At 56.7% G+C, this 21067-nt stretch carries 19 protein-coding genes; 4 read left to right on the plus strand and 15 right to left on the minus strand.

Annotation, left to right across the window (positions count from 1 at the left end):
* Positions 1-23: 23 nt before the first annotated feature.
* The 14 genes from CUC55_RS06040 to CUC55_RS06105 form a co-directional block, all read right to left on the minus strand.
* Entirely contained in the window at positions 24-1034 is a 1011-nt protein-coding gene (locus CUC55_RS06040) for an ABC transporter substrate-binding protein (protein WP_103087267.1), read from the minus strand.
* A gap of 214 nt (positions 1035-1248) precedes the next feature.
* Positions 1249-2712 carry an aldehyde dehydrogenase gene (locus tag CUC55_RS06045; protein WP_103087268.1) on the minus strand — a complete coding sequence of 488 codons (1464 nt, stop codon included), beginning with the start codon at positions 2710-2712 and terminating at the stop codon, positions 1249-1251.
* A gap of 3 nt (positions 2713-2715) precedes the next feature.
* A complete protein-coding gene (locus CUC55_RS06050) occupies positions 2716-3756 on the minus strand; it encodes an LLM class flavin-dependent oxidoreductase (RefSeq protein ID WP_103087269.1) in 1041 nt (346 codons plus the stop codon).
* Positions 3757-3758: 2 nt separating this feature from the next.
* Positions 3759-4688, minus strand: a complete 930-nt coding sequence (locus tag CUC55_RS06055; protein ID WP_103087270.1) for a flavin reductase family protein — start codon at positions 4686-4688, stop codon at positions 3759-3761.
* Positions 4685-5521 (minus strand): alpha/beta fold hydrolase, encoded by an 837-nt coding sequence (locus CUC55_RS06060; RefSeq protein WP_082760315.1) that lies wholly within the window; start codon positions 5519-5521, stop codon positions 4685-4687. The genes CUC55_RS06055 and CUC55_RS06060 overlap by 4 nt, the downstream gene beginning before the upstream one ends.
* Before the next feature lie 14 nt (positions 5522-5535).
* On the minus strand, positions 5536-6138 hold the full coding sequence (locus tag CUC55_RS06065) for an amino acid synthesis family protein (RefSeq protein ID WP_067652341.1): 603 nt from the start codon (positions 6136-6138) through the stop codon (positions 5536-5538).
* A 232-nt stretch (positions 6139-6370) separates the two neighbouring features.
* Positions 6371-7072: a GntR family transcriptional regulator gene (locus CUC55_RS06070; protein ID WP_103087271.1), complete on the minus strand. Its 702-nt coding sequence runs from the start codon at positions 7070-7072 to the stop codon at positions 6371-6373.
* A 151-nt stretch (positions 7073-7223) separates the two neighbouring features.
* The gene (gene purU / locus CUC55_RS06075; RefSeq protein WP_103087272.1) at positions 7224-8108 is read right to left on the minus strand and encodes a formyltetrahydrofolate deformylase; all 885 of its coding nucleotides are present in this window, start codon (positions 8106-8108) and stop codon (positions 7224-7226) included.
* A gap of 71 nt (positions 8109-8179) precedes the next feature.
* Entirely contained in the window at positions 8180-9487 is a 1308-nt protein-coding gene (gene glnT / locus CUC55_RS06080; RefSeq protein WP_103087273.1) for a type III glutamate--ammonia ligase, read from the minus strand.
* A gap of 83 nt (positions 9488-9570) precedes the next feature.
* Positions 9571-10899: an FMN-binding glutamate synthase family protein gene (locus CUC55_RS06085; RefSeq protein WP_103087274.1), complete on the minus strand. Its 1329-nt coding sequence runs from the start codon at positions 10897-10899 to the stop codon at positions 9571-9573.
* A gap of 15 nt (positions 10900-10914) precedes the next feature.
* Positions 10915-11601 carry a GltB/FmdC/FwdC-like GXGXG domain-containing protein gene (locus CUC55_RS06090; protein ID WP_067652349.1) on the minus strand — a complete coding sequence of 229 codons (687 nt, stop codon included), beginning with the start codon at positions 11599-11601 and terminating at the stop codon, positions 10915-10917.
* A 29-nt stretch (positions 11602-11630) separates the two neighbouring features.
* Positions 11631-12536 carry a class II glutamine amidotransferase gene (locus CUC55_RS06095; protein ID WP_067652462.1) on the minus strand — a complete coding sequence of 302 codons (906 nt, stop codon included), beginning with the start codon at positions 12534-12536 and terminating at the stop codon, positions 11631-11633.
* Positions 12537-12627: 91 nt separating this feature from the next.
* On the minus strand, positions 12628-13287 hold the full coding sequence (locus CUC55_RS06100) for a helix-turn-helix domain-containing protein (protein ID WP_170063828.1): 660 nt from the start codon (positions 13285-13287) through the stop codon (positions 12628-12630).
* A gap of 37 nt (positions 13288-13324) precedes the next feature.
* Complete coding sequence (locus CUC55_RS06105; RefSeq protein ID WP_103087275.1) at positions 13325-14299, minus strand: GlxA family transcriptional regulator; 975 nt, start codon at positions 14297-14299, stop codon at positions 13325-13327.
* A gap of 96 nt (positions 14300-14395) precedes the next feature.
* On the opposite strand from CUC55_RS06105, the gene CUC55_RS06110 reads away from it, so the two are divergent.
* From CUC55_RS06110 to CUC55_RS06125, 4 genes are all read left to right on the plus strand, one after another.
* On the plus strand, positions 14396-15646 hold the full coding sequence (locus tag CUC55_RS06110; RefSeq protein WP_103087276.1) for a sarcosine oxidase subunit beta family protein: 1251 nt from the start codon (positions 14396-14398) through the stop codon (positions 15644-15646).
* A 26-nt stretch (positions 15647-15672) separates the two neighbouring features.
* Positions 15673-15951 carry a sarcosine oxidase subunit delta gene (locus CUC55_RS06115; RefSeq protein ID WP_103087277.1) on the plus strand — a complete coding sequence of 93 codons (279 nt, stop codon included), beginning with the start codon at positions 15673-15675 and terminating at the stop codon, positions 15949-15951.
* On the plus strand, positions 15948-18911 hold the full coding sequence (locus tag CUC55_RS06120; protein WP_103087278.1) for a sarcosine oxidase subunit alpha: 2964 nt from the start codon (positions 15948-15950) through the stop codon (positions 18909-18911). Before CUC55_RS06115 ends, CUC55_RS06120 begins: the two co-directional genes overlap by 4 nt.
* Before the next feature lie 100 nt (positions 18912-19011).
* A complete protein-coding gene (locus tag CUC55_RS06125) occupies positions 19012-19437 on the plus strand; it encodes a sarcosine oxidase subunit gamma family protein (protein ID WP_425352758.1) in 426 nt (141 codons plus the stop codon).
* Positions 19438-19732: 295 nt separating this feature from the next.
* On the opposite strand, the gene fdhA is transcribed toward CUC55_RS06125, so the two are convergent.
* On the minus strand, positions 19733-20923 hold the full coding sequence (fdhA, locus tag CUC55_RS06130; protein WP_067652464.1) for a formaldehyde dehydrogenase, glutathione-independent: 1191 nt from the start codon (positions 20921-20923) through the stop codon (positions 19733-19735).
* Positions 20924-21067: the final 144 nt, after the last annotated feature.

Below are 21067 nucleotides of genomic sequence, written 5' to 3' on the forward strand. Positions count from 1 at the left end.
TGCAGCATTTCACAAAGCCAATCTTATTTGGCCTGCCATGCGTACCAGCGCTCGCCAATGGCGTCGCGGTTATCGGCCCAGTATTTCATATCGGCATTGACCTGACTTGCCTTCTGTTGATCAGGCAGCGTCTTGGCAACCTCCGGGTCCATCAGCTTGGCAGCGTCCACATTGATCGGAGCGTAACCGGTGGCCGTGGCCATATCGGCCTGCGCCTGTGCGGATGTGGCCAGCGCGATGAATTGCATGGCTGCATCCTTGTTCTTGGCGCCTTTCGGTACAACGAGCGAATCCGCTGCGGTGATGTTTTGCTCCCAGGATGTCTCGGCGTTGACGCCGCTGCTCTTGAGTGCCGTCATACGCCCGTTCCAGACACTGCCNAATGGGGCTTCAGCGGATGCCAGAAGCTGCTGCGACTGCGCGCCGCCGGACCACCAGACGATATCCAACTTGATGGTGTCGAGCTTCTTGAATGCGCGGTCAAGATCAAGCGGATAGAGCTTGTCAGCGGGAACGCCATCCGCCAGAAGCGCGGCTTCGATAACGCCAGGGGCCGACCACTTGTAGAATGTCCGCTTGCCGGGGAANTTTGCCGTATCGAACAGGTCCGCCCACGTCTTGGGGCAAGTATCGACTGCATCGGCGTTGCACCCGATGACGAAGGAATAATAGAAGCTGCCGACGGAATAATCTGTGACGAAGCGTGGATCGAGCTTGGATTTGTCGATGACGGAGAAGTCGAGCTTTTCGAGCATGCCGCCTTTTCCTGCCTGGGCGGCATAATCGCCCTCGACATCGACCACATCCCAGGTCACGCCTTTGGCTTCCACCATGGCTTTGATCTTGCCATAATCCGTCGGTCCGTCCTGCAGCACCTTGATGCCGGNTTTTTCGGTGAATTTATCGGCCCAAGCGGACTTCTGCGCATCCTGCGTCGTTCCGNCCCAGCTGGAAAAGACGATATCAGCGGCGAAAACCGGTGCCGATGCGGACACCGTTGCGGTAAAAGCCGCTAATGCGAATGTGANTTTCATGTTCCCGTACTCCTTGTTTTAATAGAGCTTTTTATGCGTTGCTTGTTTTTATGCTTATGCCTTTGGCGCGCTGCCTCCAAAGGGAGAAAAACGGGCTGGTTTCATGATCTTGNTTTCCCCGACCTCGATCAAATCGCGAATTCTAGAACCTCAAAATAGGCGGGTATTGCCCCGTTCTTCGGTCTGTAGGTGCGGATTTCATNAAACATCGGGGTCACCGCATCACGAAGGGATCNGGGATTGGATCATCCGACGTCCGCAGCCAGATGGTTTTGGTGCGGGTATAATCCATAACCGCCGCCATACCGCCTTCGCGCCCGTGTCCAGACAGGCCAAACCCGCCGAACGGCGCAATGGGAGAAACGGCGCGGTAGGTGTTGACCCAGACGACACCAGCGCGAATACCCTTCATCAGACGATGCGCACGGGTCAGGTTCTGCGTGAAGATGCCGGATGCGAGACCAAAAACTGTATCGTTGGCAAGGCGCAGAGCTTCTTGCTCCGTCTCGAAGGACACCACCGAAAGAACCGGGCCAAAAAACTCGTTGACCAGCGATGGCGAAGCAACGCCGTCACAATCGAGGATCGTCGGTTGGTAATAAAACCCATCACCATCGAGCGCTTTGCCCCCTGTCACAAGAACAGCACCGGCGTCGAGCGAGCGAGCAACGAGATCAATGATGCCTTTGCGCTGACGACTTGTGGCAAGAGGCCCAACTTCGGTCGCCATATCCAGTGGGGCACCAATACGGATGGCCTCAGCCNTTTGCTTCAGCAAAGCGACAAAACGGTCCTTGATGCTTCTCTCGACGATCAATCGCGAACCGGCAACGCAGCTTTGCCCGGTCGCCGCGAAAATACCGGCAACTTGCGCATTGGCCGCACTTTCAAGATCGGCATCGGCAAAGACGATGAAGGGCGATTTGCCACCCAGTTCCAGCGAGGTCGAGGCGAGGNTTTCAGCTGAGTTGCGCACCACATGGCGCGCCGTTTCCGGGCCACCAGTGAAGGCAACATGCGCGACCTTCGGATGACGCCCAAGCGCCGAACCGCAAGATGGGCCAAAGCCGTTCAGAATGTTGACGACACCCGCAGGAAACCCTGCCTCATGAATGAGCCGCGCCAGTTCCAGAAGCGGTGCCGGGCCATCCTCGGACGCCTTGACCACCATGGTGCAACCGGCTGCCAGTGCCGGACCAATTTTGACCGCCGACAGAAACAACTGGCTGTTCCATGGCACGACCATGGCGACCACACCCACCGGTTCGCGCCGCAGCCAGACATCCATGTCCGGCTTGTCGATCGGCAGATAGGAGCCTTCGATCTTGTCAGCAAGGCCCGCATAATAACGATAATAATCAGCCACGTAAGCGATCTGGGCCGAGGTCTCGCGGATGATTTTTCCGGTGTCGCGTGTTTCCAGCTCTGCCAGTTTCTGCGCATTGGCAGCCACCAGATCAGCCAGCTTATACAGCAGCTTGCCGCGTTGCGTGGCGGTAAGTTTAGGCCAGGGGCCGTCGTAAAGCGCAGTGTATGCGGCAGAAACGGCGCGGTCGACATCTGCTTCGCGGGCCTCCGGCATTGTTGCCCATGGCTTTCCCGTCGAAGGGTCAAGACTATCGAAGCGTGCCTCGCCTTCGAGAAACTGTCCATCGATGTAATACTGGAAGTGCTGCATGGTCTACTCCGCGAACGCTGGCATGACCTCAGCCATGAAGCGCTCAAGCGATGCTTTCTTTCGCTCAAAGCTCATGCCGGTGTCGATCCAGAAGGAATATTCGTCGTAACCCATGGCCTCATAGGTCTTCAAACGCGCAATGACATCATCGGCATTGCCGACGACATTGTTCTGGCGCATCGAGTTTGCGGATATCATCTCGTTTGCGGCGATCACGTCATCTGGAATGCGCTCGATCAGACCCTGGGTGACAGGCTTTTCGTTTTTAAACCAGGCGAAGAAGTAATTGTAATAGACGCTCAATTCATGGGCCGCGAGCGCAATGTCTTCCTCATCCGAACCCACATATGTGTGCCGCAACAGCATGATCTTTGGACGTTTGATGTCGGGATGCGCGGCGCAGGCGTCGTTGAAACGTGACATCAGCGTAGTGACTTCATCGTCACCCTGCCACAGCGGCGTCACCTGCACATTGCAGCCATTGGCGATGGCAAATTCATGGGAGTTAGGATCACGCGCTGCAACCCAAATTGGTGGGTAAGGCTCCTGCAGGGGCTTTGGTGCGGAAGTCGTGGCCGGAAACTTGAAGAACTCGCCGTCATGGGCATAGTCGCCATCCCATATGCCTTTGACGGCGGGGATCAGTTCACGCATGCGCTGGCCAGCGCCCCAGGCATCCAGACCCGGCGACAAGCGCTCATATTCAAAGGAATAGGCACCACGCGCAATACCGATATCCAGCCTGCCATCGCAGATGATGTCGGTCATGGCGGCTTCGCCAGCCAGCTTGATCGGGTGCCAGAAGGGCGCGATCACAGTGCCTGTACCGAGCCTGACATTCTTCGTACGACGCGCCAGATCGGCAATCGTGACGAATGGATTTGGAGCAATGGTAAAGTCCATGCCGTGATGCTCGCCGGTCCAGATGGCATGCATGCCGCCCTTATCGGCAATTTCGCAAAGCGCCACGAATTCTTCGTAGAGAGCCTTGTGGTTTTGGCTTGGATCAAGGCGTTCCATATGGACGAAAAGGGNAAATTTCACGGTTAGACGCCCTTCATGTTGATGGAGTGAACGCGTCCAACCGTTTCGTTGCCGACATAGACCCCGAAGTTACCCAGCGAACTTTCCATCGCGAAACGATTGACGATATCGGCCGTGGCGGCCGTGTTGAATGTCAGGCCCGACAGGCTGGAGGGCGAAAAGAACCGTCCTTCGTTCGGTACGCCTTCGGAAGCAAAAGCACGGTAGACAATATGCTGGCGACGTTCGGCCTTGTCTTCAAAAACGGAATATAGAAAGCCGATTGTGATGCTGAGACCCGTTAGTTCTTTGAGATAGGCGGCCAGCACGAGCGTCGGATCACCATNCGTGCTGTGGCAGGTTGGCAGTGACAGTGTTTCGGTGCCTAGCAATAATACGTCGCCATCGCTTTCGAGAACGGCACTAATTTCCAATGCGCCCTCGCTTGCCGCTGAAACTGCCTTGCCCGCCAGTTGCGGCGTGAAATAGCCCCCGCGTGCATAACCCAAACCGTTGCGGCCACTGTTGGTGAAGGCTGTAATCTGCCCAAGAAGAATGACGTGGTCGCCCGCTTCCAGCACGTTTTCCATCGTGCACTCGAACCACGCCGCCACATCATCGNAAACAGGGCAACCTTTGGGGCCATCGCTCCACGACACCGCCGCGAAACGATCCTCGACAGGCCGGGCGAAGGTGTTGGAAACATCCTTCTGCGTTTCAGAGAGAATGTTGACGGCGAAAGTTTTCGTATTTGTCATAACTGCGAAATTGCGGGAGGTGCGTGCAAGACAGACGAGCAGCATCGGCGGATCTAGCGAGACCGACGTGAACGAGTTGGCCGTAAAACCGATCGGCTTGCCATNCGAATTTCGGGTGGTAACAACCGTAACGCCGGTTGGAAAAGCGCCGAAAGCATCTCTCAATGCGCGGGGATCAATGGTATCCGGCATCATTTCGGCTCCTCTGTTTCAAGCCACTCTGCAAGCAGGCCATTCACGGCATGGGGTGCAGTCAGATTGACCATATGCCGATGCCCCTCCACGATCTTCGCCCAACCATTCGGCGTTATCTCCGCCATCTGATGCGCCATGTCTGGTGTCGAATTCGGATCGTGAGAGCCGGTCAAAAACAGCGCCGGGCAGCGAACATCGCGCCAATGGTCTGCATAAGTCTCGTCGCCGCCCGCAAAGGCGGTATAGGCAACGCCGTAACCTTGCGGATCAACCTGGCTTAACCAGTTGCGCGTGAGTTCACGCGCATGCAAGCTCTCGGCATCGTCGCCAAACCAGCGCTTCAGCGGCCCTTCGCGATCAATACCAACAGTGCCGATCGATGCAGCCCGCGCCATGACAGCAGCTTTCGCTTCCGGGTCCCGTCGATAGACACCGTTGAGGTAGGCAACCCGCTTGATGCGCTGACTGAGCGTGGCGGCAGCACCTCCGGCGATCAACGCGCCCATGGAGTGACCGGCAACGTTGGCTTTCTCGATTTTCATCTCGTCCAGAAACCGGCCAAACCAAACAACGAAGTCTTCAAGTGTGCTTCCGTCAGGCAGTCTTTCGCTTTCGCCATGGCCGGGCATATCAACCGCGATCACGCGGTGCGTCTTCGCAAAAATCCCAATCTGCGGAGCCCATGCCTCCAACCGCATACCCACGCCGTGGATCAGGACCAACGGCTCGCCAGAACCCGCCTCGACATAAGAGACGCCGCCATCGGTATGCAAACGCTGAAACTGTGGCGGCTGCGATATGTTGTCAGGCGAAACGGTGGGGCTGGTGTGCATGGCGGCGACCGATCTCAAACGCCTGCGGGATTGGCGACATCGTTACCCAGATCTTTCAGATCCTGATAACGGTCTCCGATGCGATGATGCGGGCGTCCACCGACAGATGCCCCCAGAGCAACGACGATCTCGTCTGCGGCTGGCGCATCGGGAATGGCGGTGTGAATAGTCAGGTAGTGGGAGCGACGACCCTCATCATTCTTGTCCATCAGCGGGATCATGATCGGCGCATTGGCGGGACCGCGCGTGTTGCAGAAGGCAAGATAGGATTTGGCCCCGACTGCATTGCGGTAATGATTGCCGAAGCGCAGCGTGTGAATGAGCGCCGAGGCATGTTCGATTTCACCATCGAGACCAACAACCGCCGCCTTGCCGTAACCTTCTACCGCTTCGCCCGAACCAACAGCGTCGATAATCATGCGCGTCAACAACTCGCCAAGCACCGGCGCGAGTGCGTGAATTTCGGGTTTCAGGTCCTCGACAAAGCCACGACCAGCCCATGGGTTCTTCACGACGGCGAAGGCGGAATAGAGTTTCAACGGGATCGGCGCCGCCTTCCCACCCTCGATCAAGGCGGTCTCAACCTGCAAAATCGTCTTGCGGATTTGAATGGTCATGCTCGGCCCTCAATTGAATATGAGGTTATGGTATGCCATAATATAGAGCTGTCAATAGACTTTCTGCCAACGATATATGATCGTCAGTAGATCATTATTTAATCGAATTAAATCAACTGCTTAAAGGGATAACATAAGCCGGAAACGTGGACACACACGTCACCGGTCGCATCTCGGCGTCGCGCGTAAAAATGCGTTTGGTAAGCTTATCTGAATTGAACGGACGAGGAGATTATACGCGAGGAACGGGTGACTGCGCGGAAAGGACAGCTTCGGCAATGGCCGATGCGCTGGCAACATGCTTCATTGCTGCCTGGTAAGCCGCCTCTCCATCACCCTTGCGGATGGCCTCGATGATCTTTTCCATCTGCGCGGGGCCATCGATATTGCGGCTCTCCGTCTTAATTGTCATTGAGCGCAGATGGTTGATACGGACCGTCAGCAGATTGACGATGCCCCACGCCACCGTGCGCTCCACACTGCTGAACAGTGTCTGATAGAATGCAGATGTATGCGTGAGAACGCCCTGCATGTCCTTGTCATGATAAGACTGGCGGATGCCGTGCAGCGATTTTTCCAGCGCAGCGACGATGGCGGGGTCGTTACGTTCGGCGCACAAACGTGCGGCCATGCCTTCCAGCGCACCGCGGATTTCATAGATTTGACGCGCCTCGTTCAGGTCCAGTTGCGCGACGATCGGCCCTTTGTTTGGAAGGTTGGCAACCAGCCCTTCGGATTCCAGATGTCGCAAGACTTCGCGCACGATGGTTCTGCTGACGCCAAGCTGGGCGCAGAGATCACGCTCCACCAAACGATCCCCCGGACGGAAGTGACCGCTGACGATAGCTTCCCGTACCTTCTCGAGTGCTAGTTCGCGCAACGTTTTTGCCGGACGCTCCACCTTGATTGTCGAGCCCTGCNAAATCGTATTCATTACCCGCTCCCTGTACTGAGACGCCTTCTGACGCACAACCGAATTGCTAAATAGCGACTCAGATAGGCAGCATAATATTATGGCGTACCAAATACATATCGGCGGGACATCTGTTTTGCAACTCCCTCAGACATGTGTACAGAGCCGCGGGCTACCCCATACGCTCTGAAGCATAGGAGCCAGGGCTCGGGGGAAAGACGATGGTTCGGTTGCCATTGATGAAGGTACGACGGTGAATATGCGCATGAATGGCACGCGCCAGCACCTGCGCCTCCACATCCCGGCCAAGCGACACATAATCATCAGGGCTTTGCGCGTGGGTAACGCGCACCGTATCCTGCTCGATGATCGGNCCCTCATCTAGATCGGCAGTTACGTAATGCGCTGTCGCACCAATCAGCTTTACGCCGCGTTGATACGCCTGCTTGTAGGGGTTTGCGCCCTTGAAGCTGGGCAGGAAGGAATGGTGGATGTTGATGATCTTGCCGGACATTTCGGTGCACATGCGGTCCGAGAGGATCTGCATGTAACGTGCCAGCACGATCAGTTCGGTGCCGGTGCTTTCCACCAGATCCATGATCTTTGCTTCGGCTTGCGGCTTGTTCTCCTTTGTCACGGGAATATGGTAGAAAGGAATATCGTGATTGACCACGACTTTCTGGTAGTCAAAATGGTTGGACACGACACCGACAATATCTATCGGCAGTGCACCGATCTTCCAGCGGTATAGCAGATCGTTGAGGCAATGGCCGAAGCGCGAGACCATCAACAACACTTTCATACGCTGCGTCGCGTCGTGGATCTCTGCATCCATCTGAAACTCTTGCGAGATCGGCTTCAAGCCTTCAGCGAGTTGCTTGAGAGTGGCGCCGGTCTGCGACNAAAAACTGATGCGCATGAAGAAGCGATTTGTATCCAGATCATCGAACTGGGAGCTGTCAATGATGTTGCAACCGAGCTTCGCCAGATAACCGGACAGTGCTGCAACAATACCGCGTGTCGATGTGCAGGTGACTGTCAGAATGAATTTCGTCATCGGGCGATCTCTTTTGGAAAGGCGATAAAAAGCCCCGGACGATAGCGCGGGGCTGAGCTATAAGGCGGCACCTAGACATCCAGCGTCGTGTCATGTTCCCATGATGTGAACTGGGAACAATATGTATTCCACTCGCCCTGTTTGAGTTTCAGATAAGCGCTCGAGAACTCTGTTCCCATGGCCTGCTGCAACTCGGTGTCCTTCTCGTATTCGCGAAGGGCGTCCAGCAGGTTCAAAGGCAACTTGGGCGCATCGGTAATCGTATGACCGTCGCGGTACATATCGATGTTGTGATGCGGCCCGGGATCGGCGCTGGTGCGAATGCCGGACAGGCCTGCGGCAATGATGATTGCCTGCAACAGATAAGGATTGACCGCGCCATCCGGCAGACGAAGTTCGAAACGACCAGGACCCGGCACGCGCACCATGTGGGTGCGGTTATTACCTGTCCAGGTCACCGTGTTCGGTGCCCATGTCGCCCCCGAGATCGTGCGCGGTGCATTGATGCGCTTGTAGGAATTGACGGTGGGATTGGTGACAGCCGCCAAAGCAGACGCGTGTTTCATGATCCCGCCGAGGAACGTGCGGCCCTGCGCCGAGAGGCCGAAATCCATCCCCTTGTCAGCGAATGCGTTGACCTTGCCATCCGTATCCCACACAGAGATATGGGCGTGGCAGCCATTGCCGGTCAGGCCTTTGAAGGGCTTGGGCATGAAGGTGGCGCGCAACCCGTGTTTTTCGGCAACGGATTTGACCATGAACTTGAAGAAGGAATGCTTATCGGCGGTTTGAAGCGCGTCGTCATATTCCCAGTTCATCTCGAACTGGCCGTTGGCATCCTCATGGTCGTTCTGGTAGGGCTTCCAGCCAAGCTCCAGCATGTAATCGCAGATTTCGGCGATGACATCATAGCGGCGCATCACCGCCTGTTGGTCGTAGCAAGGCTTTTCTGCGGTATCGAACTCGTCTGATANTTTCGAGCCATCCTGCGAAATCAGGAAGAATTCAGGTTCGACGCCGGTTTTAACGCGCAGCCCTTTTCCAGCCGCTTCTGCGATCAGTTTCTTCAAGAGAACGCGCGGGGCCTGTTCGACCGGCTTGTCTTCCATCACACAATCGGCAGCGACCCAGGCAACGTCNTTTTTCCACGGCAGTTGGATGACGGAGGATGGATCTGGAACGGCGNAAAGATCGGGATGGGCGGGCGTCAGATCAAGCCAGGTGGCAAAACCCGCAAAACCGGCACCGTTTTCCTGCATATCGGCAATGGCTTCGGCCGGAACCAGCTTTGCCCGCTGGCCACCGAAGAGGTCGGTAAAACTGATCATAAAATATTTGACGCCGNTTTCGGAGGCATATTGCGAGAGATCCAGTGTCACTTTGTTCCCCNTTTTGGATATCAGACACTCATCGTCAACAAGCCGCATCCTCCCAAACGCGGCCTGCTATTGCGTAAGGGGGCTTAAAAGCCACCCTTGCCAGGGTACCAGTTGGTGCCAGCCAACGGAATTTGCGCCATTGCGGCGGCTTCCATGGTCAGCGCGCAGAGGTCTTCCGGCTCCAGATTATGCAGATGGTTCTTGCCGCAGGCGCGCGCGATTGTCTGGGCTTCCAGCGTCATGACCTTGAGATAGTTGGCAAGACGCCGACCGGCAGCGATAGGCTCCAGACGCGCAGCAAGTTCCGGATCCTGCGTGGTGATGCCAGCCGGGTCTTTGCCTTCGTGCCAGTCATCATACGCGCCAGCCGTGGTGCCAAGCTTCTGGTATTCTTCTTCCCACTTCGGGTCATTATCACCCAGCGCCACAAGTGCAGCCGTTCCGATGGCAACCGCATCTGCACCCAGCGCCAGAGCTTTCGCCACATCCGCACCGGAGCGGATGCCGCCTGAAACAATCAGTTGCACCTTGCGGTGCATACCCAGATCTTGAAGCGCCTGAACGGCAGGGCGAATACAGGCAAGTGTCGGCATGNCGACATTTTCGATGAACACATCCTGCGTTGCAGCCGTGCCGCCCTGCATACCATCCAGCACCACCACATCGGCACCGGCTTTGACGGCGAGGGCTGTGTCGTAATAAGGGCGAGCGCCGCCGACCTTGATGTAGATCGGCTTTTCCCAATCGGTGATTTCGCGCAGTTCGAGTATTTTGATTTCCAGATCGTCCGGGCCGGTCCAATCCGGGTGACGGCAGGCCGAGCGCTGGTCGATGCCCTTCGGCAGGTTGCGCATATTGGCGACACGGTCGGAAATCTTCTGACCCAGAAGCATGCCGCCGCCGCCCGGTTTAGCACCTTGGCCGACCACCACTTCAATAGCATCGGCGCGGCGCAAATCCTTCGGGTTCATGCCGTAACGCGATGGCAGATACTGGTAGACCAGCGTCTGGCTGTGACCGCGCTCCTCATCCGTCATGCCGCCATCGCCCGTGGTGGTGGATGTGCCCGCCAGCGTCGCGCCGCGACCCAGCGCTTCCTTGGCATTACCCGAGAGAGCGCCGAAGGACATGCCAGCGATGGTGATGGGTGNTTTCAGGTGGATTGGCTTCTTGGCAAAACGCGTGCCGAGAACGACGGAGGTATCGCATTTTTCGCGGTAACCTTCGAGCGGATAGCGCGAGATCGAGGCCCCGAGAAACAGCAGATCATCGAAGTGCGGAACCTTCCGCTTGGTGCCACCTCCCCGGATATCATAGATGCCGGTGGCGGCGGCACGGCGGATTTCGGCCAGCGTCGCATCATCGAATGTCGCGGATTTGCGCGGCGGGGTGTGGGGATTGTGATAGCTCATGAAATGTCCCTCGCCTTAATACGCGTCGGCGTTATCGATGTTGAAATTGTAGAGCGTGCGGGCAGAGCCATACCGTTTGAACTCTTCGGGCTTCACATCTGTGACACCAGCCTTTTCCAAAAGCTCCGCCAGCTTCGCCAGATGCTTGGGCTTCATCTGCTTTTCGATGCAATCGGACCCAAGGCTCTTGACGGTACCGCGCACAAAGAGCTTGGCCTCATACAGGCTGTCGCCCAGCGCATCGCCCGCATCGCCAAGAACGACGAGGTTGCCTGACTGACCCATGAAGGCTGACATATGGCCAACATTCCCGTGCACGACGATATCGATGCCTTTCATCGAAATGGCGCAACGCGACGCCGCATTGCCCTTTATGACCAAGAGACCGCCACGACCCGTGGCCCCGGCATATTGGCTGGCATCGCCTTCGATGATGACAGTGCCGGACATCATATTTTCGGCAACGCCGGGACCAGCAGAGCCATGAACGGTGACGGTGCCGCCATCATTCATACCGGCGCAATAATAACCGACCGAACCACGCACTTCGACGGTGACGGGTGCGTCGATACCAACAGCGACCGAATGGCTGCCACGCGGATTGATGACTTCAAATTCTGTGTCATTCGCGCCTTTGGACAAGGCATGCAGCGCACTGTTGAGTTCACGCAAGGGCGTGGTGGAGAGATCGAAAACTGGCATGGTGTGAACTTTCTCGATATGGGCTTGTCTCAGGCGGCCTTGTCGTGATCCCAGAAATAGACGGTGGCCGGTTCCGGCTCCCAGACGCGCGCGGTTTCGATGCCCGGCAGATTGACCAGTGCGCGATATTCCGAACCGAAGGCGACATATTGATCCGTCTCGGCCATGACCGCAGGCTTGCAGGCGATGGGATCTCGCACAACACCGAAGCCGGATTTGGTGCCGACGACGAAGGTGAAGAAACCATCCAGATCCTCCAGAGCACCGGTCAGCGCCTCACCCAGATCCTTGCCCTTGGCCATTTCTGCCGTCAGGTACGCGGCGGCAACTTCCGAGTCGTTCTGCGTCTCGAAAGTCATGCCTTCACGCACCAGCTCGCGGCGCAGATTGTTGTGGTTGGACAGCGAACCATTGTGCACCAGGCACTGGTCAGCACCGGTCGAAAACGGATGCGCGCCAAGCGTAGTGACGGCAGATTCGGTCGCCATGCGGGTGTGGCCGATACCATGCGTCCCGCCCATGGAGCGCACGTCGAAGCGAGCAACAACATCCTTCGGCAGACCGGTTTCCTTATAGATTTCGACACTATCACCAGAACCCATGATGCGGATATTAGGCCGTATTTCAGACAGCACTGAGCGGACGGATGAAAGTTTGGCGGCGGCAATCTCGACCACAGCGTGGGTGCTCTTCACGATAACCGTGGCATCAATGCCAGCCGCGGCAAGATCGGCGTCCAGACCGCCAAAATCCACATCCGGCTGCGCTGACTGCAACGTCACCTTGGCCTTGCCAGATGCCGGTGCGCCATAGATCGCGATGCCAGCTGAGTCCGGCCCACGGTCCGTCATGGTGATGAGCATATCCGACAGCAATTCCCCAAGCTGCGGCTCGAGGCTTTTGTCTTTCAGAAACAATCCAACAATACCACACATGGCCAGCGTCTCCATTCTTCGATGGAGGAATTGCTAGCATAGAGCATTTCACATATCAACTATGAAGAATAATATTTTCTTCTAAGGCAATTTATTTCGCTTTGTTCTGCGGATAGGAAATGATTGAGATGTAACGCGCGGGCAGTTTCACAAGCTGTTCCGGGCCATGCGGCGCGTCGGCATCGAAGAACAGGCTATCGCCGGGTTGCATGGCGTAGAGACTTTCCGAGTGGCGATAGACCACCTCTCCCTCCAGCATGTAGAGAAACTCCATGCCCTCGTGCTGGAACGTAGGAAAGACATCCGAATCCGTCGTCAGCGTGATCAGATAGGGTTCGACGGTGACGCCGCTGCTGTTGTTATCGATATGGCCCAACAGGCTGTATTGATGGCCCGCACGCGTGCCGCGCCGCTCCAGATTAACGCCTTCGCCTGCCTTTACAAAAGTCGCACTGCGCGCTTCTTCGAAGCCGCGNAAAAATGCCGTCAGCGGTACACCGAGCGCGCGAGACAGCGTCTGAAGCGTTGTCAGCGATGGCGAGATATTGCCGTTTTCGATCTTGGACAGCATGCCGACAGACACGCCTGTTGCGGCGGCAAGATCTGTCACTGTGATGCCGAGCTTCTTGCGATAGGTACGCACCTCGTGGCCTATTGCCATTTCAAGATTGTTTCCGCGTGGCTCTTTTACGGCGTGCGGGTCCTGTGACAACGCCGCTCCTGAATCATCATTCGCTTCGATTTTCGCCATATTCACCTCTCGAAATTATCCTGAGAGGAATATTCCATTAATCAGCAGGAAACTTCAAACGAAAAGCACCCGGTGATTTGCCGAGCACATCTTTGCAAGCACGCGATAAATGGCTAGCACTCGAAAAGCCGGTAGCGAAGGCGATTTCCGAAATGGAAAGAGCGCTTTGCTCCAACAGGTTCTGGGCATGACGCAGGCGAATGAGGCGATAGGTTTCCAGAAAGCTTTTGCCAAGATGTTCGGTGAAGAGCCTGTCAAGATGACGGACGCTGACGCCTGCCAATTGCGCAAGCGTAGCGCGGTCCATAGGTTGCTCGATGGTCGCTTCCANTTTTTCCAGCACGGTCAACAAGGCAGGATGGTGGGTGCCGAAGCGTTGCGCTGTCGATCCACGCTGTGGCGCACCTGGTTCGGCAATGGCCGTATGCAGATACCAGTCGCTGACCCGGCGCGCAAAATGCGAGCCCATACGTTGTGAAATCATGGCATGCATCATATCGAGAGGCGCGATGCCGCCGCCGCAGGTGACCCTGTCGCCATCGATGAAGTAACGCGCTTGACGCGGGTTAAGATGTGGGAACGCCTCTTTGAAGACGCCCGCGTGTTCCCAGTGAATTGTAAAATCGCGGTTTTCCAGCAAACCGGCAGCGGCCAGAACATACGCACCGCTGGAAATTGCCCCGATCCGTACGCCTTGCCGCGCAAGCTTTCGCAAAGCGGCATAGAGACCACCACGATCGTCCCAATCCGCACGGTCACCACCCGCGCAAACGAACACCGTGTGACAGGCACTGCCATGCGCCATCAGATCATGACATTCGACACTTAGACCTGATGAACAGTGCACGGGTTGCCCGTTGGCAGACAAGGCTATTGGCTCGTAGAGCGTTAATGCTGCGATCAAATTAGCGGCTCGTAAAGGTTCGGTTGCGGATGCGAAGGACATCAGCGCGAAATTCGGCATCAATACGAAACCGATGCGTTGCAGCGTGGGAGTATCAGACCGTGACATGGCCTATATCTATCTGAAAACGTCTCNTTTGTGCAATCCGTATTGGTAATCGGAGCCTACACTTGCGGCAACATTTTCGAGAGATGCGGCAATCACATGCGTTATTCGGCTCTTTCCCTGTTTTTAAACGGACTTCGCGGCAACAAGACATGGTCGCCCGCGTGGCGGCAACCGGAACCGAAACCGCATTACGACGTCGTCATCGTTGGCGGCGGCGGGCATGGTCTGGCGACAGCCTATTATCTTGCCAAGGAATTCGGCATCACCAATGTCGCGGTTCTGGAAAAGGGCTATATCGGCTCTGGCAATGTCGGGCGCAACACCACGATCATTCGCTCCAACTACCTGCTGCAAGGCAACAACCCGTTCTACGAGTTATCGATGAAGCTTTGGGAAGGTCTCGAGCAGGATTTCAATTTCAACGCAATGGTCAGCCAACGCGGCGTGTTGAACCTGTTCCATTCGGACGCGCAGCGCGATGCCTATACCAGACGTGGCAATGCCATGCGGCTACACGGTGTCGACGCCGATCTGCTGGACAAGGCGGCGGTGCAAAAGATGCTGCCTTTTCTCGATTATAATAACGCCCGATTCCCGATACAGGGCGGCCTGCTGCAAAAGCGTGGTGGCACGGTACGCCACGATGCGGTCGCCTGGGGCTATGCCCGCNGGGCCGACATGCGCGGTGTCGACATCATCCAGAATTGCGAAGTCACCGGTATCCGCCGCGAAAATGGCAAAGTCACCGGCGTCGAAACCACGAAGGGCTTTATCGGCTGCGGCAAGTTGGGCCTTGCGGCCGCTGGCAACTCATCCCGCGTGGCTGAAATGGCGGGACTAAAGCTTCCGATTGAGAGCCATGTGCTTCAGGCGTTCGTCTCCGAAGGGCTGAAGCCGTTCATCAATGGCGTCGTGACCTTTGGTGCTGGCCACTTCTACGTATCGCAGTCCGACAAGGGCGGCCTCGTTTTCGGTGGCGATATCGATGGCTACAATTCCTATGCCCAGCGCGGCAATCTGGCGACCGTGGAACATGTGGCGGAAGCCGGAAAAGCCATGATCCCGTCTCTTTCGCGCGTGCGCGTTCTGCGGTCCTGGGGCGGCATCATGGATATGTCGATGGATGGATCACCGATCATCGACCGCACGCATCTCGATAATCTCTATCTCAATGCGGGCTGGTGCTATGGCGGGTTCAAGGCGACACCAGCTTCCGGGTTCTGTTTCGCCCATCTTCTGGCGCGCGGAACCCCGCAGGAAACAGCCACGGCGTTCCGGCTGGATCGTTTCGCCCGCGGTTTCATGCTGGATGAAAAAGGCCAGGGTGCCCAGCCCAATCTTCACTGACAGTGCAGCACAAGGAATAGCCTGATATGGCCAGTCTCGTCCCCTGCCCGCATTGCGGTGCAAGACCCAAGGAAGAATTCACCATCAAGGGTGCAGCCCTTGCCCGCCCGGCCCCAGATGCCGGAACGGATGTGTGGATGGATTACGTCTATTTACGCGACAACCCGCGTGGTGCTTATGAGGAGTACTGGCACCACACATCAGGCTGCCGCCGCTGGCTGGTGGTAACGCGTAACACGGCGACCCATGACATCGNAAATAGCCGCGACGTGGCACTCGCCCAGGCAACGGATATCCGCCCATGACATCCTATCGTTTGCAGACCGGCGGGCTGATCGACCGCCAGACCACCGTGTCGTTTACCTTCGACGGCAAGCGCATGCTGGGTCTCGAAGGCGATAGCCTCGCCTCTGCCCTGCTGGCCAACGGGCGGCAACTGGTTGGCCGCAGTTTCAAATATCACCGCCCACGCGGCATCCTGACGGCANGGTCCGCAGAGCCGAATGCGTTGATGACAATCGGTCGCGGCGGTCGTACCGAAGCCAACACCCGCGCCACGATGCAGGAACTTTATCAAGGACTGGAAGCTAAAAGCCAAAGCCGCTGGCCATCGCTTGACTACGACATCGGCGCGTTGAACAGTCTGCTCTCACCTTTCCTCGGTGCAGGTTTCTACTACAAGACGTTCATGTGGCCAGCGCCACTTTGGGNAAAGCTCTACGAACCCTTCATCCGCAAGGCGGCGGGCTTGGGAAAAGCAACGTACGAAGCAGACCCGGACACATACGAGAAATGCTGGGCCCATTGCGATCTACTGATTATCGGCTCCGGTCCCACAGGCATCGCGGCGGCGCTGACCGCCGGTCGCTCCGGAGCGCGCGTCATTCTGGTAGACGAGCATTCCTTGGCTGGCGGCTCGCTTCTGTCTGAAACTGCCACAATTGGCAATGCGGCAGCGCCCACCTTCGTTAAGCAATCTATGGACGAACTCAATTCGCTGCCCAACGTTCAGGTTCTCACACGCACAACGGCCTTCGGCTGGTATGACGGCAACGTCTTCGGCGCGGTGGAACGGGTTCAGAAGCATATCTCTTTTCCGAATCCAGCGTTGCCCATAGAGCGCCTCTGGCGCATCGTTACGAAAAAAGCCCTACTTGTCAGCGGTGCGGAGGAACGCCCGCTGGTCTTTGGCGGCAACGATACACCCGGCGTGATGATGGCGACAGCCATGCGCACCTATCTCAACCGCTATGGTGTTGCGCCCGGCAAAGAGATCGCGATCTTCACCACCAATGACAGCGGCTACGCGCTGGCGAATGATCTTGAAACGTGCGGAATTTTGCCCGTCGCTATCATCGATTCAAGGCCGGAGGGACACTGTGCCTATGCGGGCAAAGCGCGTCTCATCAAGGGTGCCTATGTGTCCGATGCCCATGGCGGCAAGGCACTTTCCTCCATCAGTGTTTTCAAGAATGGCATCGCAGAGACGATCAAGGTGGACGCGTTGGCTATGTCAGGTGGNTTTTCGCCCATTATCCATCTCGCCTGCCATCGTGGCGGCAAACCTATCTGGTCGGACCAACAGCCAGCCTTTCTCGCACCGCAGGGCCTGAAAGGTATTGAGCTTGCAGGTGCCGTCGCCACCACTGCCGGCATCGCCGCTTGCTTTGAAGAGGGCACAAATCGCGCAGCTTCACTTGTCGAGGAACTCGGCTTCAAGACGTCACCCGTATCATTCGGCACAATCGAAGGCGATACCGTTTCGCCTGCGGCCAAACCCGTCTGGAACATTCCCGGCATCAAAGGCAAAGCCTTCGTCGATTATCAGAACGATGTGCACCGCAAGGATTTGGGCCTCGCCGTTCAGGAAGGTTACGGCCATGTGGAACTGGCCAAGCGTTATACCACCAACGGTATGGCGACGGATCAGGGTAAGCTTTCAAACGTCAACGCCATCGGCCTTCTGGCTGAAGCCCAGGGTGTCTCCCCGGCAGAGGTTGGCACGACAACATTCAGGCCGTTCTACACGCCGGTATCATTCGGCGCGCTAACCGGCGTGTACCATGGCGAACATTTTCAGCCCGTGCGCAAATCGCCGTTGCATGGCTGGGCGAAGAAGAATGGTGCAACCTTTGTCGAGACAGGTTTGTGGTACCGCTCTTCCTGGTTCCCGCGCCATGGTGAAACGACCTGGCGGGAAAGCGTCGATCGCGAAGTGCGTAATGTGCGCCTGAACGCTGGCTTGTGTGATGTGTCCATGCTGGGCAAGATTGAGATCTGCGGCAAGGATGCGGCGGAATTCCTCAACCGTGTCTATTCGAATGCCTTCCTGAAGCTACCAGTTGGCAAAGCACGCTATGGCCTCATGCTGCGCGAAGACGGCGTGATCTATGATGATGGCACGACAAGCCGTCTTTCGGAAGAACGCTTTTTCATGACGACCACCACCGCTTACGCCGCCGGCGTCATGAACCACCTTGAATTCTGCGCACAAGCCCTCTGGCCAAACCTCGACGTCCACTTGGCGTCATCGACGGACCAGTGGGCGCAAATGGCCATCGCCGGACCCAAAGCCCGTCTCATTCTCCAGACCATTGTCGATGAAGACATTTCCAACGACGCTTTCCCGTTCTTGGGTGCACGGGACGTGTCTCTGTTTAGCGGCCAGCTTCACGGGCGCTTGTTCCGGATTTCCTTCTCAGGTGAACTGGCGTTCGAACTCGCCGTCCCGGCAGGTTACGGTGAAAGTGTGGCAGATGCGCTGATGGAAGCAGGTGGCGAACATGGTATCCAGCCATATGGCGTCGAGGCGCTGAGTGTGTTGCGTATCGAAAAAGGCCATGTCACCCACAATGAAATTAATGGAACGGTGGTGCCTGCCGATCTCGGTTTCGGCAAAATGGTCTCCTCCACCAAGGCGGATTTCATCGGCAAGGCAATGGTCGAGCGCGANGGCCTCACATCACCGGAGCGACCGGAGCTCGTCGGCGTTATCCCGCTTGATCCGAATACATCATTCCGCAGCGGCTCACACATTCTGGAAGAGAATGCAGCTGCAACGCTTGNAAATGACCAGGGTTATGTCACCTCCAGCGCGTTCTCTCCGCATGTAGGATGCACGATCGGCCTTGCACTCGTTAAGCGCGGTTCTAAGCGCCACGGCGAGGAGGTGATGATCTGGAACGGTATCCGCAACGAATTCACACCCGGACGCCTGTGCAACCCTGTCTTTGTCGATCCNAAAAACGAGAAGCTTCATGTCTGACTTTCGCCTCGTCTCAAAGCCAGCACTTGCAGATCGCAAGCCGATAGTTGGTGAACGTATCTCAATGGAGGTGCTTCCTGAAGGTCACGTCATTCTCGTCATGGGNAAACCAGGTACCACCAACGCTGAGACCCAGCTGGCCTCTCTTTCAGAACGCCAGCCAAACGCCGTGCGCGCAGCTGGGCCGGGCCAATGGTTTATTGTTGGCGACCACCCCAAGACCCAGAGGGAAATCGAAGCGCTCTTCACAGGACTAGGCGCGGATATTTACGGCGTCGATCAAAGTGCTGGCCGTGTGCGTATTCTTGTGCAAGGCACAATGGTCGAGCGCGTTCTCAGCAAGGGAACATCGGTCGATCTGGCCCCAACCAGCTTTCCAGTTGGCAGTGCAACCGTCACCTTGATGGGACACATCGCCACGCATATGACAAGGACCAGCATGTTCGCCTTTGAACTCATGGTACTCAGAGGCTTCGCAGAAAGTCTTTGGGATGACCTTGTGGCGATGTGCAGAGAATTCGCTTAACTCTGCGCTAATGGATTCGAGTCGGCACGCGCATGCGATGTCGGAGACCGACGATAAACAACGTCCAGACATCAACCACCTTTTCGTTGCTGTGCTATATCGCCACGACAGAACCCACTTCGCTTTGCATGCGCCAAGTGATCCCAGTAAAGTTCTTTGTGCACGAAACCACAGTCAGTACTGGGTCAATCCGAAGGTCTGTCTTTCACTGAATGACGAACGTTGATCGGGNAAAGCACCCGGTATCAAAAGTGATACCGGGTGCTTTGAGAACTCAATCGAGACGGTGCGAGTCTCAGGCGGCCTTGATCAGGTCCCCATGAGGATCAAGCACATATTTGGTCGCCGCTCCCTGATCGAAACTGTCATACCCCTGTGCGGCCTCATCCAGCGGGATGATCTTGGCGTTGACGATGTCGGCAATCGGAAGACGGTCGTGCAGTATGGCTTGCATCAGTTGACGATTGTACTTGAGGACTGGCGTCTGACCGGTATGGAACGACTGTGCCTTCGCCCAGCCAAGGCCAAAGCGTAGCGACAAGCTTCCCTGCTTGGCAGCGGCGTCCACGGCGCCTGGATCTTCGGTGACGTAAAGGCCGGGAATTCCGATAGAGCCAGCAGCTCTCGTGATTTCCATCATCTGGTTCAGCACGATAGCCGGCTGCTCACCGCCACCGTGTCCTCGGGCCTCGAAGCCAACGGCATCGATCGCGCTATCCACCTCGTTTGTACCGACCACCTGCGCGATCATGTCGCCCAAACGGTCGCTCTGCGACAAGTCGATAGGCTCGAAACCGACCTTGGCTGCATGCGCAAGGCGATCCTTGTTGAAATCGCCAATCATAACAACCGCAGCACCGAGGATGCGTGCAGACGCTGCGGCGGCAAGACCAACGGGGCCAGCACCAGCGACATAGACGGTTGACCCGACCCCGACACCTGCTTTGACTGCGCCATGGAAGCCAGTCGGCAGGATATCGGAAAGCATGGTAAGATCACGTATCTTCGACATTGCCCGATCGCGGTCGGGAAATTTCAGAAGATTGAAATCCGCATAGGGGATGGTGACATAGCGGGCCTGCCCGCCGATCCAGCCGCCCATATCGACATAGCCATACGCACCGCCAGCCCGCGACGGATTAACGGTCAGGCAAACACCGGTGTCCTGGGACTTGCAGCAACGGCATCGCCCGCATGCGACGTTGAAGGGAACCGAAACGATGTCACCGATCTCGAGCATCTCGACGTCGAGGCCCTTCTCGATCACCTCGCCGGTAATCTCGTGGCCAAGAACAAGGCCCGGCATCGCGGTGGTGCGACCGCGGACCATGTGCTGGTCAGATCCGCAGATATTGGTCGAAATAACCTTAAGGATGACGCCGTGCTCGATACGGCGACCATCGGGCGCCTCAAGCTTCGGATCATCGATATCGCGGACTTCCACTTTTCCCGGCTTCAGATAAACGACGCCACGGTTCCTGCTCATTTCAATCTCCTCCTTGTCGATGCTGCGGTCACGATGATCAACTGGCTTGACCAAACCTCGCCACTCCTCTGACAATGTTTGATCTTCACTTCTTCCCATGCACATTGATGGGCATACGCATCCCATTCAGAAGACCAGAGTGAG

The sequence above is a fragment of the Agrobacterium bohemicum genome (assembly GCF_002896715.1).
Classification (GTDB): Bacteria; Pseudomonadota; Alphaproteobacteria; order Rhizobiales; family Rhizobiaceae; genus Agrobacterium; species Agrobacterium bohemicum.